General features: G+C 70.0%; 14 protein-coding genes and 1 tRNA gene. 4 read left to right on the top strand and 11 right to left on the bottom strand.

Going from position 1 to position 16,218, the window contains the following annotated elements; all coding sequences use genetic code 11:
* Positions 1-39: 39 nt before the first annotated feature.
* From ACIRDU_RS05830 to ACIRDU_RS05815, 4 genes are all read right to left on the bottom strand, one after another.
* Complete coding sequence (locus tag ACIRDU_RS05830) at positions 40-1,476, bottom strand: GH1 family beta-glucosidase (protein ID WP_403574928.1); 1,437 nt, start codon at positions 1,474-1,476, stop codon at positions 40-42.
* A 99-nt stretch (positions 1,477-1,575) separates the two neighbouring features.
* Positions 1,576-2,484: a carbohydrate ABC transporter permease gene (locus tag ACIRDU_RS05825; RefSeq protein WP_403574925.1), complete on the bottom strand. Its 909-nt coding sequence runs from the start codon at positions 2,482-2,484 to the stop codon at positions 1,576-1,578.
* 11 nt (positions 2,485-2,495) lie between these two features.
* On the bottom strand, positions 2,496-3,512 hold the full coding sequence (locus ACIRDU_RS05820; protein ID WP_403575175.1) for a carbohydrate ABC transporter permease: 1,017 nt from the start codon (positions 3,510-3,512) through the stop codon (positions 2,496-2,498).
* Positions 3,513-3,517: 5 nt separating this feature from the next.
* Positions 3,518-4,822 carry an extracellular solute-binding protein gene (locus ACIRDU_RS05815; RefSeq protein WP_403574922.1) on the bottom strand — a complete coding sequence of 435 codons (1,305 nt, stop codon included), beginning with the start codon at positions 4,820-4,822 and terminating at the stop codon, positions 3,518-3,520.
* Between the two features lie 402 nt (positions 4,823-5,224).
* Between ACIRDU_RS05815 and ACIRDU_RS05810 the strand changes: the two genes are divergently transcribed.
* On the top strand, positions 5,225-6,280 hold the full coding sequence (locus ACIRDU_RS05810; protein WP_403574919.1) for a LacI family DNA-binding transcriptional regulator: 1,056 nt from the start codon (positions 5,225-5,227) through the stop codon (positions 6,278-6,280).
* A 273-nt stretch (positions 6,281-6,553) separates the two neighbouring features.
* Here the strand turns inward: ACIRDU_RS05810 and ACIRDU_RS05805 are convergent, their stop codons facing one another.
* The 5 genes from ACIRDU_RS05805 to ACIRDU_RS05785 all read right to left on the bottom strand — a co-directional run bounded on the left by ACIRDU_RS05805 (position 6,554) and on the right by ACIRDU_RS05785 (position 10,685).
* A complete protein-coding gene (locus ACIRDU_RS05805; protein WP_403574916.1) occupies positions 6,554-7,744 on the bottom strand; it encodes an MFS transporter in 1,191 nt (396 codons plus the stop codon).
* Positions 7,745-7,844: 100 nt separating this feature from the next.
* Positions 7,845-7,917 (bottom strand) — tRNA-His (locus ACIRDU_RS05800).
* A gap of 115 nt (positions 7,918-8,032) precedes the next feature.
* Positions 8,033-8,635, bottom strand: coding sequence for an oligoribonuclease (gene orn / locus ACIRDU_RS05795; protein WP_403574913.1), 603 nt, complete (start codon positions 8,633-8,635; stop codon positions 8,033-8,035).
* Between the two features lie 101 nt (positions 8,636-8,736).
* Positions 8,737-9,975 carry a helix-turn-helix domain-containing protein gene (locus tag ACIRDU_RS05790; RefSeq protein WP_403574910.1) on the bottom strand — a complete coding sequence of 413 codons (1,239 nt, stop codon included), beginning with the start codon at positions 9,973-9,975 and terminating at the stop codon, positions 8,737-8,739.
* Between the two features lie 377 nt (positions 9,976-10,352).
* The gene (locus ACIRDU_RS05785; RefSeq protein ID WP_403574907.1) at positions 10,353-10,685 is read right to left on the bottom strand and encodes a hypothetical protein; all 333 of its coding nucleotides are present in this window, start codon (positions 10,683-10,685) and stop codon (positions 10,353-10,355) included.
* 306 nt (positions 10,686-10,991) lie between these two features.
* Here ACIRDU_RS05785 and ACIRDU_RS05780 point away from each other — a divergent pair, with 306 nt between their 5' ends.
* Together ACIRDU_RS05780 and ACIRDU_RS05775 are read left to right on the top strand one after the other, a co-directional pair.
* Positions 10,992-11,519: a universal stress protein gene (locus ACIRDU_RS05780; protein ID WP_402360878.1), complete on the top strand. Its 528-nt coding sequence runs from the start codon at positions 10,992-10,994 to the stop codon at positions 11,517-11,519.
* Positions 11,520-11,642: 123 nt separating this feature from the next.
* Positions 11,643-12,203 carry a GPR1/FUN34/YaaH family transporter gene (locus tag ACIRDU_RS05775; RefSeq protein ID WP_403574904.1) on the top strand — a complete coding sequence of 187 codons (561 nt, stop codon included), beginning with the start codon at positions 11,643-11,645 and terminating at the stop codon, positions 12,201-12,203.
* 157 nt (positions 12,204-12,360) lie between these two features.
* On the opposite strand, the gene glmS is transcribed toward ACIRDU_RS05775, so the two are convergent.
* Both glmS and ACIRDU_RS05765 read right to left on the bottom strand, forming a co-directional pair.
* The gene (glmS, locus tag ACIRDU_RS05770) at positions 12,361-14,178 is read right to left on the bottom strand and encodes a glutamine--fructose-6-phosphate transaminase (isomerizing) (RefSeq protein ID WP_403574901.1); all 1,818 of its coding nucleotides are present in this window, start codon (positions 14,176-14,178) and stop codon (positions 12,361-12,363) included.
* A 12-nt stretch (positions 14,179-14,190) separates the two neighbouring features.
* A complete protein-coding gene (locus ACIRDU_RS05765; RefSeq protein ID WP_031130491.1) occupies positions 14,191-14,448 on the bottom strand; it encodes a hypothetical protein in 258 nt (85 codons plus the stop codon).
* 186 nt (positions 14,449-14,634) lie between these two features.
* Here ACIRDU_RS05765 and ACIRDU_RS05760 point away from each other — a divergent pair, with 186 nt between their 5' ends.
* Positions 14,635-16,200 carry a fibronectin type III domain-containing protein gene (locus tag ACIRDU_RS05760; protein ID WP_403574897.1) on the top strand — a complete coding sequence of 522 codons (1,566 nt, stop codon included), beginning with the start codon at positions 14,635-14,637 and terminating at the stop codon, positions 16,198-16,200.
* Positions 16,201-16,218: the final 18 nt, after the last annotated feature.

The following is a 16,218-nucleotide window of genomic DNA, read 5'->3' as shown; positions in this document are numbered from 1 at the left end:
CCCTAATCGTGCCGCGCCCCGCCCCCCGTGCCCCGTCGGTCAGACCGCCTCCACCTCGGGCAGTGACCCCGTGCGCGCCGCCCGGCCGTACCACCGGGCGCTCGTCTTCGGCGTGCGTTCCAGCGTCGCGTAGTCCACGTAGACCGCGCCGAAACGCTTGCCGTAGCCGTACGACCACTCGAAGTTGTCCAGCAGGGACCACAGGTAGTAGCCGCGGACGTCCGCGCCGTCGGCGATCGCCCGTCGCACCGCCGACAGGTGGCCGTGCAGATAGGCGACACGCTCCGGGTCGTGCACCCGGCCGTCCGAGTCGATCTTGTCGTCGTAGGCCGCGCCGTTCTCCGTGATGTAGAGCGGCAGACCCGGCGCCTCCCGGGTGTAACGCATGATCAGCTCGTGCAGACCGGTCGGGTCGATCGTCCAGCCCATCTCCGTACGGTCGCCGGGCGTCTGGTGGAAGGCGACGTCGTTCACGCCCGGCCACGGCGAATGCACGCTCGCCCCGTGCCCGTCCGCCCGGGGCCCCTTGGCGGCCGGGTCCGCCGCCGACACCAGCGACGGCGTGTAGTAGTTGAGGCCCAGCGCGTCCAGCGGCTGGTTGATGAGCGCCAGATCGCCGTCCAGGACGTAGTCCCAGTCCGTGACACCGGCCGTCGCCACGTACAGCGACTCCGGGTAGGCGCCGTGCAGGATCGGACCGTGGAAGACGCCGTTGGCCAGGTCGTCGATCTTGCGGGCCGCGGCCAGGTCGGCCGGGTCCTGCGAAAGCGGTCGTACCACCGCCGAGTTGAGGGCGATCGCCACCTGGTTGCGGGCCGGCATCACCGACCGCAGCGCCGAAGCGCCCAGCCCGTGCGCCAGGTTCAGGTGGTGCGCGGCACGCAGCGAGGCGAGCGGATCGGTACGGCCCGGGGCGTGCACACCCGAGGCGTACCCCAGGAACGCGGCGCACCAGGGCTCGTTGAGCGTCATCCAGTGCTCGACGCGGTCGCCGAGCGCCTCACCGACGATCTGCGCGTACTCGGCGAACCGGTGCGCCGTGTCCCGCTCCGGCCAGCCGCCCGCGTCCTCCAGCTCCTGCGGCAGGTCCCAGTGGTAGAGGGTGACGGCCGGCTTGATGCCCCTGGCCAGCAGCTCGTCCACCAGCCGGCGGTAGAAGTCCAGGCCCTTCTGCACGGCCGGGCCCCGGCCGGTCGGCTGCACCCGCGACCACGAGACGGAGAAGCGATAGGCCCCCAGGCCCAGCTCCGCCATCAACGCCACGTCGTCGCGGTAGCGGTGGTAGTGGTCGACAGCGATGTCACCGTGCTCGCCGCCGGCCGTCTTGCCGGGCGTATGGCTGAAGGTGTCCCAGATCGACGGCGTACGGCCGTCCTCCCGCACCGCGCCCTCGATCTGGTACGCGGACGTCGCCGCGCCCCAGAGGAAGGCAGGAGGGAAGGTCACCGCAGTGGCCGGGTTCTCGGAGTCAGGCATGGAAGCGCTCCCAAAGGGGGTCGTGGAGACCGGAGAGTGAAGGGGGAGGGGGAGGAAGAACAGGGGCCGGAGCGGCGCTGACCCGGCCCCCGCGAAGCATCAGCCCTTGACGGCGCCCTGCATGATGCCGCCCACGATCTGCTTGCCGAAGATCGCGAAGACCAGCAGCAGCGGCAGCGTGCCCAGCAGCGCTCCCGCCATGATCAGGGACTGGTCGGGCGTGTATCCGCGGCCCAGGCCCGCGATCGCGACCTGCACGGTCGGGTTGCCGGTCTGGGTGAGCACCAGGAACGGCCACAGGAAGTCGTTCCAGGCCTGCACGAACATCAGCATGCCGAGCACGGCCATCGCGGGCCGGGCGGTGGGGAACACCACGTGCCACACCACGCGCCAGCTGCTCGCGCCGTCCACCCGGGCCGCTTCTATGATCTCGTCGGGCAGCGCCTGGATCAGGTACTGCCGCATGAAGAACACACCGAACGCGCTCACCAGCGACGGGAAGATCACCGCCTGCAACTGGTCGGTCCAGTCCAGCTCGGCGACCATCATGTACAGCGGGATCACGCTCAGCTGCGGCGGCACCATCATCGTGCCGATCACGATCAGCATCATCGCGTTGCGGCCCTTGAACCGCAGCTTGGCGAAGGCGAACCCGGCGATCGTCGACAGGAACACGATGGTCGCCGCCGAAACACCCGCCACGATCGTGGTGTTGAGGAACGCCTCACCCAGGTTGGCGTCCCGCCAGGCGATCTCCAGGTTGTTGAACAGGTTGGCGCCGAACCAGAACGGCGGCGGCGTCTCGGCCAGCCGCTGGTTGTCACGGGAGGCGGCGATCGCCGTCCACACCAGCGGGAACAGCGAGACGATGGTGAACAGGGCCAGGATCGCGTAGGCGACCGGGCCGGCGTGCAGGGTCCCGCCCGCCCGGGCGGACTTGGGCAGGCGCGAGCGCTTCTGCTCCTGGGCGGGGGTCTTCGTCTCGGGGGGCGTCACAGTCGTCGTCACGGCCACACTCCTTAGCTACTGGCGCGCAGCCGGCGCGAGATGACGTAGTTGACGATGCCGACGACGATCAGGATGAGGAACATCGTCCACGCGATCGCCGAGGCCCGGCCGAGGTGCTGGTTCACCCAGCCCTGCTCGTACAGGTACAGGCCGAGCGTCTGGAACTGGTGCTCCGCACCGCCCGAGGCGCCCTTGTTCGCGTCGAACAGCAGCGGCTCACCGAAGACCTGGCTGGCACCGATGGTCGACACGACGACCGTGAACAGGATCGTCGGCCGCAGCGACGGCAGCGTCACGTGGAAGAACTGCTGCCAGCGATTGGCCCCGTCCAGCGCCGCCGACTCGTACAGGTCGTTCGGGATGGCCTGCATCGCCGCCAGGTAGATCAGCGCGTTGTAGCCGGTCCAGCGCCAGATGATGATCGTCGAGACGGCGATCTGGGACGGCCACCTGTCGTTCTGCCAGTCGATGTGGTCGATGCCGACCATGTTCAGAACCCAGTTGATCATGCCGTAGTCGCGGCCGAAGAGCAGCACGAACACCAGCGAGGCGGCGGCGATCGAGGTCGCGTACGGGGCGAGCATGACGACCCGGTAGAAGGTCGAGCCGCGCAGCTTGTAGTTCAGGATGTGGGCGATGCCCATGGCCATCAGCAGCTGCGGAATGGTGGAGATGATGCCGATGGTCAGGGTGTTCTTCGCCGCGTTCCAGAAGAAGTCGTCGTCGAAGATCCGCGTGTAGTTGCGCAGCCCCACCCAGTTCATGTCGGTGGGCGCCGTGAGTTCCACCTGGTGCAGCGAGGCCCAGCCCGTGTAGATCAGCGGGAACAGGCCGAACGCGACGAACAGCAGGAAGAAGGGCGAGACGAAGGCGTACGGGCTCCAGCGCACGTCCCGCTGCCAGCGGCGGGACAGCCGGGCCCGGCGGCGCTCATCCGCCGGAGCGGACGCCTTGCCCGAATCCGGACCGGCCGGGGCCGCGCCCCCCTCCTTGGAGGGGAGCGCGGCGGTGTCGGGGCGGGTGGCCATACGGGTCACTTGTCCAGGTTGTTGTCGATGGTCTTCACGGCCGTGTTCCAGGCCTCCTCGGGCGACTTGCCCTTGGTGACCAGCACGAGACCGTTGTCGTTCAGGGCCGACCCGATGATCTGGTCCTTCGGGCCGATGACCTGGACCGGGCTGGTCTTGGCCGCCTCGGCGAAGATCTTGCCGATCGGGGCGTCACCGGTCATCTTGTTCTTCGCGTTCTGCACGGCCGGGGTGTCGTACGCCGACGGCGTGCTGGGGAAGCTGCCGCGCTTCTCGAACAGCTTCGCCTGCTGCTCCGGAGCGGTCAGCCAGGCGGCCAGCTCGGTGGCCTCCTTCACGTGCTTGCCGCTCTTCGGCACGCTGAGGAAGGAACCGCCCCAGTTGCCGGACTTGGGCGCGGGCGCCACGTCCCACTTGCCCTGGGCCTCGGGCTTGGACTTGCTCTCTATGTAGCCGAGCATCCACGGCGGGCAGGACATCGCCGCGAACTTGCCGTTGGCGATGGTGGTGTCCCAGGCCGGCTGGAATTGGGTCTGCGCACCCACCAGACCGTCCTCGGCCGCCTTGGCGGTCATCATGAAGGAGTCCTTGACGACCGGGTTGTCCTTGTAGATGACCTTGCCGGACTCGTCGTAGTAGCGGACCTTCTCGCTGGAGATGATGGCGCTCATCAGGCCGCCGGGGGAGTCCATGAACGTGGTGCCCTTGGGCGCCTTCTTCTTGTACTCCTGGCCGAGGTCGATCAGCTTCTGCCAGTCGCCCGACCAGCGCTTGGCCAGCTCCTCGCGGTCGGTGGGCAGACCGGCCTTCTCGAAGAGGTCCTTGCGATAGCAGATCGCCATCGGGCCGACGTCGGTGCCCAGACCGATCGTCTGGCCGTCCTTGGTGGTGGCCTGCTGCCACTTCCAGTCGAGGTAGTCGTCCTTCTTCACGCCGGGGGCCTTCGAGAGGTCCTCGAGCTTGCCCGCCTGGGTCGCGACCACCTCGGCGATGTTGCCGACCTCGACGCCCTGGATGTCCATCAGACCGCTGTTGGTCGTGAGGTGGTTGACCAGCGCGGGGTAGTAGTTCTCGTTCCGCTCGGTGACGTTCTCCTGGATCTTGATGTTCGGGTGGAGCTTCTCGTACTCGGCGTAGAGACCGGCCTCCTTGAAGCCGAAGGTGCCGAAGAGGCCCAGCTTGATGACGGTCTTGCCGTCACCGCCGCCCGACGATCCCGAGCCGTTGCCGCCGTCGTCGGCACACCCGGCCAGCAGTCCGGCGCCCAGCGACGCCACCGCCGCCAGCACTACCGCCCTACGTGCTCGCATCTGAGGTCCTCCTGTTGCCCTGACGTGCCGACCCCCCGGGCCAACTGCATGGTTGGGCCCTTTTTACTCGCTGCGGCTCGGGCGGGGAACGTGCGGGATGTGTATGTGTCAGGTACCGTGGGAGCGCTCCCACCAGTGATGTGTTGAAGGGTTGCCGGTCGGGGCGAGGGTGTCAAGGGACCGAGCGCCGCGAAATGCGTTCAGTTATCGGGCTGTTAACTGGACTCGTGCGAGCGGGCGCGCGCATGCGGAACTGACTCGTTCCAGCCTCCGGGCCGCTCACGGAGGATGCGTCCGGGCCGAAGCGGAGGTCCCACAAGCCCGGGCTCCCGGAGGCGGGCACCGGCTCTGACGGGGCTGTTAGATTCCAGCCAGCGTGACACACGACGGAAGGCGGAGCCCATGGCAGGCCACGGAGCGCGGAGCCGGAGCGGGGGCCGGCCCACCCTCGAAGAGGTGGCGGCGCGCGCCGGTGTCGGCCGCGGCACCGTCTCGCGGGTGATCAACGGCTCGCCCCGGGTCAGCGACGCGACCCGCGCGGCCGTCGAGGCGGCGGTCGCGGAGCTCGGCTACGTGCCCAACACCGCGGCCCGGGCCCTCGCCGCCAACCGTACGGACGCGATCGCGCTGGTCGTCCCCGAGCCGGAGACCCGGTTCTTCGCGGAGCCCTACTTCTCGGACATGCTGAAGGGCGTCGGGGCCAGGCTGTCCGACACGGAGATGCAGCTGCTGCTGATCTTCGCGGGCAGCGACCCCGAACGCCGCCGCCTCGCGCAGTACCTGGCGGCGCACCGGGTCGACGGCGTCCTGCTGGTCTCGGTGCACGCGGACGATCCGCTGCCCGACCTGCTGGCGCAGCTGGAGATTCCGGCGGTGATCAGCGGCCCGCGCTCGTCGGCCGAAACCCTGCCGTCGGTCGACTCGGACAACTACGGCGGCGCCCGCCAGGCCGTCGAGCATCTGCTGTCCCGGGGCCGGAGCCGCATCGCCCACATCACCGGCCGCCTCGACGTCTACGGCGCCCAGCGCCGTGTCGACGGCTACCGCGACGCCCTGAGCGACGCGGGCCACGCGGTGGACGAGGGAATGATCGAATCGGGTGACTTCACGGAGGAGGGCGGCCACCGGGCCATGGCGGCCCTGCTGGAGCGCCACCCCGACGTGGACGCGGTCTTCGCCGCCTCCGACGTCACCGCGGCCGGCGCCCGCCGGGCGCTGCGCGACGCGGGCCGCCGCATCCCGGACGACGTGGCGCTCGTCGGCTACGACGACTCCGCCATCGCCCGCCACATGGAGCCGCCGCTGACCAGTGTCCGCCAGCCGATCGAGGAGATGGGCCGCCGGATGACGGACCTCCTGCTCACGGAGGTCGCCGACCGCCGCCCGCTCGCGTCCCGGGGCCTGGAGCGCCGGCAGATGGTCCTGGCCACGGAGTTGGTGTCCCGGTCGTCGTCGTGACGCACCATCCGCTCCTGGAGGTCACCGCGCCTTCCGCGCCCAGGACTCGGGCTGTGTGTCGTACGGGGTCCGGCCGGCGACCTTGGCCGAGCCGGGTGAACGGTGCACGGGGGTGGGGGAGTTGGCCACGGCGTGGCGGCGGTCGGTGGGCTGAGGCCGGGGTGGCGCCGTAGGGCTTCCACACCGTCGGGCACGAACCGCCACGTCCGGAGCGCCGTATGAAGCTCCGCCTCGCTGAGCCAGCCGTGCGGGTCGCGGGTGAGGAGCCCTCGTTCACGCCCGAGCCGCTGCCAGTCGTCGTAGCAGGTACACCGCCGCCGTCACGACCAGCATCGCCATGCACGCGATGAACACCAGCCCCGCGCCCTCGAGGCCGATCGGGCCGGTCAGGAGGCCGACGCCGATGACCGGCAGGGAGATGCCCGCGTAGGCCACCACGAACAGGGTCGAGATCACTGCCGCGCGCCGGCGCTCGGGAGAGGCCTCGGCCACGTCGGACAGGGCACCGCGGAACGCCAGGCCCTGGCCGATTCCGCCGACGAGGGCGCTGGCGACCAGCAGGGGCATCTGGTCCCAGAACAACGCGCCGGCGAGCAGCGCGAGCCCGGCGAGGAGCCCGGCGCAGCCCAGTGGGAGGGAGCGTCGTACGCCGACCCGGCCGACCGCCAGCTGCCCGGCCGTCGAGGAGAAGAAGGCCAGTGCGACGATCAGCCCGCTCACGGCGTGGTCGTCCACGTCCAGGGACTCGGCGAGGAAGGCCGGGCTGACCGAGGTGAACACCCCGAACAGGGCGAACCCGACGAAGGAGGCGGTGGCGGCGGGGCCGAACACCGCACGCACCTGCGGGGGCAGTGCGGGCCGCTGCGGGCGCACGGTGCGCAGCGGCTGCCGCTCCCGTACCGTCTCCGCGAGCCGCAGCAGGACGGCGGCCGAGGCGGCCACCAGGGCGAGGTGGGTGACGAACGGCAGGTACAGCGGCCAGGGGGCGTACTCCGCGAGAAGCCCGGAGAGCAGCGGACCGCAGCCCAGTCCGCCCATGTTGGCGGCCGTCGCCACGAACGTGGCACGTGAGGCACCGCCCTGCGGCGCCAGCTCCATCACGTACGCCGTGGCGGCCCCGGTGAACAGCCCGGCGGACAGCCCCGACAGCAACCGCCCGGCGTACAGCCAGCCGAGTCCGGTGGCGCACAGGAAACAGACGGCGCTCACCGCCGCGAAGCCCAGCCCGCACAGCAGCACCGGGCGCCTGCCCACGGCGTCCGAGGCGTTGCCGACCAGCAGCAGCACACCGATGACGGCGAAGGCGTACACGGCGTACACCACGGTGACCGTCAGCTCGGAGAAGCCGAACTTGCCCTGGTAGAGGGGATAGAGGGGAGTCGGCAGTGTGGTGCCGGCCATGCAGACGGCGAAGACCGCTCCGCTGAGCACACACGCGCGCCATCCCCGGCGTCCACCGTCCATGCCGCCGACGGTAGCCCCGGCCCGCGAACGTCATCTCGATCGGCGCGCTGGAAACGCTTCAGCCGGTGGCCTCTTCCGAGGCCACCGGCTGAATACTCAGGGTGAGTGACGGGACTCGAACCCGCGGCATCCTGGACCACAACCAGGTGCTCTACCAGCTGAGCTACACCCACCATGACCGGCTAGGAGATCAGTGTTGTCCCCGACCGGCCGAGAAAAAGTGTACAGGGTCCGAAGGGGTGCTCGCGCCCGACTTTCGCGGCGCCCCCCGACGGGCCCCCGTCCCGCCTACTGAGCAGGCAGGACGTGCTTCGCGGCGATCGTCCTCGCGGTGTCGGAGTCGGGCCCGGGCTGCGGGACGAACACGGCCTCGCGGTAGTACCGCAGCTCCGCGATCGACTCGCGGATGTCGGCGAGCGCACGGTGGTTGCCGCTCTTCTGCGGGCTGTTGAAGTACGCCCGCGGGTACCAGCGACGGGCCAGCTCCTTGATCGACGACACGTCGACGATCCGGTAGTGGAGGTAGTTCTCCAGCGTCGGCATGTCACGCAGCAGGAAGCCGCGGTCCGTGCCGACGGAGTTCCCGCACAGCGGGGCCTTGCCCGGCTCCTTGACGAACTCCCTCACGTACGTCAGGACCTGTTCCTCGGCGTCCTTGAGCGTCGTGCCCCCGGCCAGCTCGGTGAGCAGCCCGGAGGCGGTGTGCATCTGACGCACCACATCCGGCATCGTCTCCAGCGCCTGCTCCGGCGGCCGGATGACGATGTCCACGCCCTCACCGAGCACGTTCAGCTCGGAGTCGGTCACGAGGGCGGCCACCTCGATGAGCGCGTCGTCCGACAGCGAGAGGCCGGTCATCTCGCAGTCGATCCACACCATGCGATCGTTCATGTGTCTAACCTTACGGCCCGCCGCCACCGGCTGAGCCGCCCGTGCCGGGAAAGCCGCGGGGCCCGCGAGGAGGCGTGCTCCTCGCGGGCCCCGCTACCGGATCACGGCGCGCTGCGCTGCCCGGGCAGGCTCGCCGACAGGGCCGGGGACTGGCCGACCGCGCTCGCCGCCGCCGTACGGCGGGACTGCAGCGGGACCGGGTGCTCCGGGTGCAGCGCGGCCGGTGCCTGACCGGGCTGGCCGGGATGATGCCCCGCGTGGCCCGGCATGCCGGACCCGGGACCGGCCGGTGCGCTCTCGGTGTCCTGGGGCCGCTCACCCTGCGGGCGCCGGGCGCGGTACGCCGCCCGGTACGCGGCCGGGGACGAGCCCAGCTGGCGGCGGAAGTGCCCGCGCAGGGCGACCGGTGACCGGAAGCCGCAGCGCCCCGCCACCTCGTCCACCGAGTAGTCCGACGTCTCCAGCAGGCGCTGCGCCTGGAGCACCCGCTGCGTGATCAGCCACTGCAACGGAGCGCTCCCGGTCAGCGAGCGGAAGCGGCGGTCGAACGTACGCCGGCTCATGTACGCGCGTGCCGCCAGGGTCTCCACGTCGAACTGTTCGTGGAGGTGCTCCAGCGCCCAGGCGACGACCTCGGCGAGCGGGTCGGCGCCGATCTCCTCCGGTAAAGACCTGTCGAGGTAGCGCTCCTGCCCGCCGCTGCGGCGCGGCGGCACGACGAGCCGCCTGGCCAGGGCCCCGGCCGCCTCGTTGCCGTGGTCCGTGCGCACGATGTGCAGGCACAGGTCGATGCCCGCTGCGGTGCCCGCCGATGTCAGCACGTCGCCGTCGTCGACGAACAGCTCACGCGGGTCCACATGCACCGACGGATAGCGCTTGGCCAGCGTCGGTGCGTACATCCAGTGTGTCGTCGCGGGGCGGCCGTCCAGCAGGCCCGCCGCCGCGAGGACGAAGGCGCCGGTGCACAGCCCGACGATGCGGGCGCCCTCCTCGTGGGCGCGGCGCAGCGCGTCGAGCGCCTCCTCCGGTGGCGGAGAAGTGATCGAACGCCAGGCCGGTACGACGACCGTGCCCGCGCGCGAGATCGCTTCCAGGCCATGTGGTGCGGTGAGTTCGAGTCCCCCGGTGGTCCGTAGCGGACCGTCCTCGCCCCCGCACACCAGCAGTCGGTAGCGCGGTACGCCGGCGTCCTGGCGGTCAACCCCGAACACCGACAGCGGTATGGAACTCTCGAAGATGGGGCCGCCGCTGAACAGCAGCACCGCGACGATCTCCTTGCGGCGTCGCCCGGAAAGCTTCCGGGCCGCGGCTTCCGGCGCGGCAGTGGAGTCGTGGCTCATACTGCTAAGCCCCCCTCGGTGGTCGCGGCTCCTCGGTTGTGTCGCTCCTGCACGTTTCCCCTCGGTCCTGCACGAGTCCCCCGCCGTAGACAGTCAAGATCGAATCTACTGTGTCCCGTCGCGCCGAAGTGCCCGGTTCGGCACTCGGTGCATTGTCGACTTGGCAACTTGGCGTGAAGCATTCGATCACGAAGCGTTGCACTCGTGGGGCGTGCAGGGAAGTGCGCCTTGTCGCGGTGGCCAATCCACGTAGGGTGCGCAGACCCCCCGAGGTCCTTTCCGTGCAGGTCGAACCGGGGTTGGGGGGTGGTGGGACCGGGTGATGCACAGGAACGAGAAGTTGGCTGAAAAGCAGCGTGCGCGTGCACGGAAACCGGTCAGCCGACCGGTGTATCTCCTCCGGTGTGCCGTCCGCCACGGTGTGACCCCGTTCCGGTGCGGTGGTGCCGGCCCCGGTGGGGTGCCCGGTCCTCGGCCGCGAGCCGGGCGGCGCCGCGCTCGGACTGGCGCAGCAGCACCCGGCAGGCGCCCGTGACGGCCGCGAGCCCGAGAGCCGTGCCGGCGGCACCGGCCAGAGAGGCGCCGTAGCCGAGCAGCACCACCGGGACGAGCAGGCAGCTGAAGGCGGCCCAGCGAACCACATCCGCCGCGGTGTCCCGCGGCGGCGGGGTCGCGCGGTCCGCCTCGGCGGCGGGGCGTGGTGCGGACATGCGTGCTCCCTGTGGCGTGACTCACGGGGATCAACGCGTGGCGGGGGCGTCGGTCACTGGCTGCCCCGATCGCCCCACGGGTAAGTGAATCCCGTGCAAACCGCCTGTACAGCGCAGCAACCATTGCGTTACGGGCGGTGCCTCGTGCATGCTCCCTGGAACCCGCACGCACCGTGAGCGGGATCTGGGCTAAGGAGGCGTGCCGCCGTACCCTTGGGGGTATGGGGTTGGGAAGACCATTCCCGGACACAGCTCCGCCGCACACTGTTGTCCCTCCCGTATAAGGATCACGACGCCGAGACAGCCATGGCCGGTCACGAATTCTTCGAACCCGCGGACCGCAAGCGGCCCGTCGCCGATCCCACGGCGGCCGAGCCCCTGGCGGCGGAAGAGTCACGCCATTCCTGCGACCCCGCCTTCAAGCACGGGGTCGTCGTCGGCTTCGACGGCTCCACGTCCAGTGAGCGTGCCCTGGCCTACGCGATCGGCATGGCCCATCGCTCCGGGTCGGGCCTGATCATCGTGCACGTCGCCAACCGGCTGCCGACCACGGTGTGGGCCGGCTGCGAGCCGCCCGTGTTCGTGGACGTGCCGGACCACCGCACCGAGGTGCTCGGTCTCGAGCTGGCCTGTGCGGACTACCTCGCCGAGGTGCCCTGGATCCTGGTCGAGCGCGGCGGTGACATCTGCCACGAACTCGAAGAGGTCGGCCGGGAGTACGAGGCCGACGCGATCGTCGTCGGGTCCACCCACGGCATCGTGGGGCGCATCTTCGGATCGGTCGCCGGGCGGCTCGCCAAGCGGGCCCAGCGGCCCGTCATCGTCATTCCCTGACGTTCACGCATCGCAACTCCCTTGTGTGCCGCGCAAATCTACTCGCGCGTAGAGGTGTTTGTGCCCTTGTGAAGGGCATATACGGGACACCGCACAACTGCACATGCACGAAGGGAGCCCGCCGTGGACAAAGACGTCTCCGCGGGAAGCGGAATCACGACCGTGGCCGGTCGACTCGCCCTGGGGATCACGCTGTTGGCCTTCGGGCTGGGGCATACCGCTGTGATCGACGGCGTGTCCGCCGCTGACGCCATGTCGATCGCCCAGTACGTGGGCGGCATCGCGCTCTTCGTCGCGGGGCTGGTGGCCCTGCGCGACGGTGACGCCGCCGGTGGTACGGCGTTCTCGGTGCTCGGGGCGCTGTGGTTCACCTGGGCCGGGTCCGAGGGTGCCTCCGGCAACGGGGCAGGGCTGTTCCTGCTGTTGTTCGCCCTTGTGGCGCTGTCTCTCACGCTCGCGGGCGGGGATCAACTCGGTCAGGGTGTGTACGGGCTGTTCTTCGTGTCGCTGGTGCTGCTCGCGATCGCCGCGTTCGCGGAGAACGACGGGCTGGCGCAGGCGGGGGGCTGGTTCGCCGTCGCCGCGGGTGCGGTGGCTTGGTACGCGGCGACCGCCGCGTTGGCGCACTGGCCCACGGCGCTTCCGCGGCGTGCTGCCGGCCGAGGTGTGACGGCCACCGGCTGAAATGGCAGCCGACGCCGGGGTATTGGGCGGCCCCGGCGTGTGAAAACGGACCCCCCGTGCATGGTGGCAGCACGTGGGGGTCCGTCCTCTTGTCCGGCCCGTGCGGGGTGCGTTGTGGTTGCTCGCGCAGTTCCCCGCGCCCCTAGAAGAGGGTCACCTATTCCACCGTCACCGACTTGGCCAGGTTCCTCGGCTTGTCGATGTCCCGGCCGAGCGCCAAAGCGGTGTGATACGCCAGGAGTTGGAGCGGGATGCCCATCAGGATCGGGTCGAGTTCGTCCTCGTTCTTGGGGACGACGATCGTCTCGTCGGCCTTCTCCTGGGGCTGGTGGGCCACCGCGAGGATCCTGCCGCTGCGGGCCTTGATCTCCTCCATGGCGGCGCGGTTCTTCTCCAGCAGGTCGTCGTCGGGGACGATCGCGACCGTCGGGAGGGCCGGCTCGATCAGGGCCAGCGGGCCGTGCTTGAGCTCCGAGGCGGGGTAGGCCTCGGCGTGGATGTAGGAGACCTCCTTGAGCTTCAGGGAGGCCTCGCGGGCCACGGGGTAGCCGCGCACACGGCCGATGAAGAGCATCGAGCGGGCCTCGGCGAACTGCAGGGCCAGCTTCCTTACGTCCTCCTCGTGCTCCATGATCTCGGCGATCTGGGCGGGCAGCCTGCGCAGGCCCTCGATGATGCGCTTGCCGTCACGGACCGACAGGTCGCGGGTGCGGCCCAGGTGGAGGGCGAGGAGGGCGAAGGCGACGGTGGTGTTGGTGAAGCACTTGGTGGAGACCACGCAGACCTCGGGTCCGGCGTGCACGTAGATGCCGCCGTCCGCCTCACGGGCGATCGCCGAGCCGACCACGTTCACCACGCCCAGGACGCGGGCGCCCTTGCGCTTCAGCTCCTGCACGGCGGCCAGCACGTCGTAGGTCTCGCCGGACTGGGAGACCGCGACGTAGAGGGTGTCGGGGTCGACGACCGCGTTGCGGTAGCGGAACTCCGAGGCGGGCTCGGCGTCGGCGGGGATGCGGGCCAGCTCCTCGATCATCTGGGCGCCGATCATGCCCGCGTGGTACGAGGTGCCGCAGCCGAGGATCTTCACGCGGCGGATCCGCCGGGCCTCGCGGGCGTCCAGGTTGAGGCCGCCCAGGTGCACGGTGGAGAAGCGGTCGTCGATGCGGCCGCGCAGCACGCGGTCCACGGCGTCGGCCTGCTCGTGGATCTCCTTGTGCATGTAGGTGTCGTGTCCGCCCATGTCGTAGGAGGCGGCCTCCCACTCGACGGTGGTGGGCTCCGCCGTGGTGCGGGTGCCCTCCGTCGTGTAGGTGCGGAAGTCGTCGGCCTTCAGGGTGGCCATCTCGCCGTCGTCCAGGGTGACGATCTGGCGCGTGTGGGCGACCAGGGCGGCTATGTCGGAGGCGACGAACATCTCCTTCTCGCCGATGCCGAGGACGACCGGGGAGCCGTTGCGGGCGACCACGATGCGGTCGGGGAAGTCGGCGTGCATGACGGCGATGCCGTACGTGCCCTCGATGAGCCGGAGGGTCTCGCGGACCTTGTCCTCCAGCTTGGTGGCCTGCGAGCGGGCGATGAGGTGGGTGAGGACCTCGGTGTCGGTCTCGGAGAGAAACTCGACGCCGTCCGCCTCCAGCTTGCGGCGCAGGTCGGAGGCGTTGTCGATGATGCCGTTGTGGACGACGGCGACCTTGCCCTCGGCGTCCAGGTGCGGGTGCGCGTTCACGTCGGACGGGGCGCCGTGGGTGGCCCAGCGGGTGTGGGCGATGCCGGTCGTGCCCTTGAAGCGGGCCGGGACCTTGGCCTCCAGGTCGCGCACGCGGCCCTTGGCCTTGACCATCTTCAGGCGGCCGCTCGAAGGGGTGGTGACGACGATGCCCGCGGAGTCGTAGCCGCGGTACTCCAGGCGCTGGAGCCCCTCCAGGAGCAGGGGTGCGACGTCACGCTTCCCGATGTAACCGACGATTCCGCACATGTATACGTATTCCTAGCCGTAGACGATGCGCCGCAGCTGCCGGAGCGAGAGCTCCGGCGGGGCCACCGCGCGGTATTTGAGGTCCGCCTCGATCCGTTCGAAGATCGCCGCGTTGACCAGGCCCTGGGCCTGGAGCTCACGGTGGCGGCGACGGACGTACTCCTCGGTCGTCTCGTCGAAGTAGGCGAGCACGTCCTGGATCACGCGCAGCGCCTCGCCCCGGCTGAGGGCGGTGGACCGCGTCAGATGATCAACGAGTTCGTCGTGCACTCGCTAGATCCTGGGGTACTGGCGGCGCTTTCGCAAGAAATCTGCCCGTTTTCGGGCACGGTCCTGTTGGGATCCTTTGGGGGAACGTTGAACGTGTCATGAGGGCTTGTTCGTGAGGCGTCCACCGGACGTCCTGCATCCCGTTGCCCGAGGCGTCGATTTTTGGACGCCATGGACACTCCTCGTATGGGCGTACCCGAGCGGCTCGCCGAGCGCATGAGCATGGCCGAGCAGCACGAGTACCTGCGCGCCAGGTTCTCCCGGCGCACGATGATCAGAGGCGGCGCCGTCACGCTCGGCGCCGTCGCGGGTGGCGCGTTCGTGCCCGGCGCCACCGCCCAGGCGGCCGTTCCGACCGCCCGCACCGCCCCCGCCACCGGGACCGTCGACGGCGCTCACGTGGCCCCCTTCGGCCGCCACCTCGCCTACGGCACCGACCCGCGCACGGAGATGACCGTCTCCTGGCAGGTCCCGGTCGCCGTCAGGAAGCCGTTCATCCGGATCGGCGCCCACCCGTGGGACCTCTCACGAAGGATCGATGCCGAGGTCCGCACCCTCTTCACGCCCGCCGGTGTCGGCGCGAGCGGCAACCACACCCAGTACTACGTCCACGCCAAGCTGACCCACCTGCGCCCGGGCCGGACGTACTACTACGGCGTCGGCCACCAGGGCTTCGACCCGGCCGCACCGCACCTGCTGGGCACCCTCGGCACCTTCACCACCGCCCCCTCGCACAAGGAGCCGTTCACCTTCACCGCCTTCGGCGACGAGGGCGTCAGCTATCACGCGCTCGCCAACAACAGCCTGCTGCTCGGCCAGAACCCGGCCTTCCACCTGCACGCCGGCGACATCGCGTACGGCGACCCGACCGGCCAGGGCAGGACCGACGACACCGGCTTCGACTCGCGCGTGTGGGACCAGTTCCTCGCCCAGACCGAGTCCGTCGCGAAGTCCGTGCCGTGGATGCCCGCCTACGGCAACCACGACATGGAGGCCTGGTACTCGCCCAACGGCTACGGCGGCGAGGAGGCCCGCTGGACCCTGCCGGACAACGGCCCCGACAAGAAGAACCTGCCGGGCGTCTACTCCTTCGTCTACGGCAACACGGCCGTGATCTCGCTCGACGCCAACGACATCTCCTTCGAGATCCCGGCCAACCTCGGCATCTCCGGCGGCACCCAGACCAAGTGGCTGGAGGCGCAGCTCAAGAAGTACCGGGCCGCGCACGACATCGACTTCATCGTGGTGTTCTTCCACCACTGCGCCTACTGCACCTCCACCTCCCACGCCTCCGAGGGCGGGGTGCGGCAGGAGTGGGTGCCGCTGTTCGAGAAGTACACGGTGGACCTGGTCATCAACGGCCACAACCACCAGTACGAGCGCACCGACGTGATCAAGGGCGACAAGGTCACCAAGAAGCTCCCGATCGGCGGCACGGCCTACCCCGAGACCGACGGCGTGGTGTACGTGACGGCCGGTGCTGCGGGCCGCAGCCTCTACGCGTTCAGCGCCCCGCTGTCGTACGAGGGCAACGAGCACGACGTGGACTCCGTGGCCTCGTTCGTCAACGTCAAGGGAGGCAAGCAGAACGAGACCGTGGCCTGGTCCCGGGTGCGCTACCTCGACTACTCCTTCCTGCGCGTGGACGTCACCCCCGCGCCGAAGGGCCGCCTGGCCACGCTGAAGGTGCGCGGCATCGCCGAGAGCGGGGACCAGGTCGACCACTTCACGGTGGCGCGCCGGGCGAAGTAGCCTCCCGGGCGTCCAGGG

The organism is Streptomyces sp. NPDC093598 (assembly GCF_044764825.1).
Lineage (GTDB): Bacteria > Actinomycetota > Actinomycetes > Streptomycetales > Streptomycetaceae > Streptomyces.
This window is presented reverse-complemented; position numbering and strand designations above follow the sequence as displayed.

Bases quoted from the DNA above. Each gene is read 5' to 3' on its own strand.
- glmS (WP_403574901.1), bottom strand. From the start codon at position 14,178: ATGTGCGGAATCGTCGGTTACATCGGGAAGCGTGACGTCGCACCCCTG.
- ACIRDU_RS05830 (WP_403574928.1), bottom strand. From the start codon at position 1,476: ATGCCTGACTCCGAGAACCCGGCCACTGCGGTGACCTTCCCTCCTGCC.
- ACIRDU_RS05805 (WP_403574916.1), bottom strand. From the start codon at position 7,744: ATGGACGGTGGACGCCGGGGATGGCGCGCGTGTGTGCTCAGCGGAGCG.
- ACIRDU_RS05785 (WP_403574907.1), bottom strand. From the start codon at position 10,685: ATGTCCGCACCACGCCCCGCCGCCGAGGCGGACCGCGCGACCCCGCCG.
- ACIRDU_RS05815 (WP_403574922.1), bottom strand. From the start codon at position 4,822: ATGCGAGCACGTAGGGCGGTAGTGCTGGCGGCGGTGGCGTCGCTGGGC.
- ACIRDU_RS05760 (WP_403574897.1), top strand. From the start codon at position 14,635: ATGGGCGTACCCGAGCGGCTCGCCGAGCGCATGAGCATGGCCGAGCAG.
- ACIRDU_RS05810 (WP_403574919.1), top strand. From the start codon at position 5,225: ATGGCAGGCCACGGAGCGCGGAGCCGGAGCGGGGGCCGGCCCACCCTC.
- ACIRDU_RS05780 (WP_402360878.1), top strand. From the start codon at position 10,992: ATGGCCGGTCACGAATTCTTCGAACCCGCGGACCGCAAGCGGCCCGTC.
- ACIRDU_RS05820 (WP_403575175.1), bottom strand. From the start codon at position 3,512: ATGGCCACCCGCCCCGACACCGCCGCGCTCCCCTCCAAGGAGGGGGGC.
- orn (WP_403574913.1), bottom strand. From the start codon at position 8,635: ATGAACGATCGCATGGTGTGGATCGACTGCGAGATGACCGGCCTCTCG.
- ACIRDU_RS05790 (WP_403574910.1), bottom strand. From the start codon at position 9,975: ATGAGCCACGACTCCACTGCCGCGCCGGAAGCCGCGGCCCGGAAGCTT.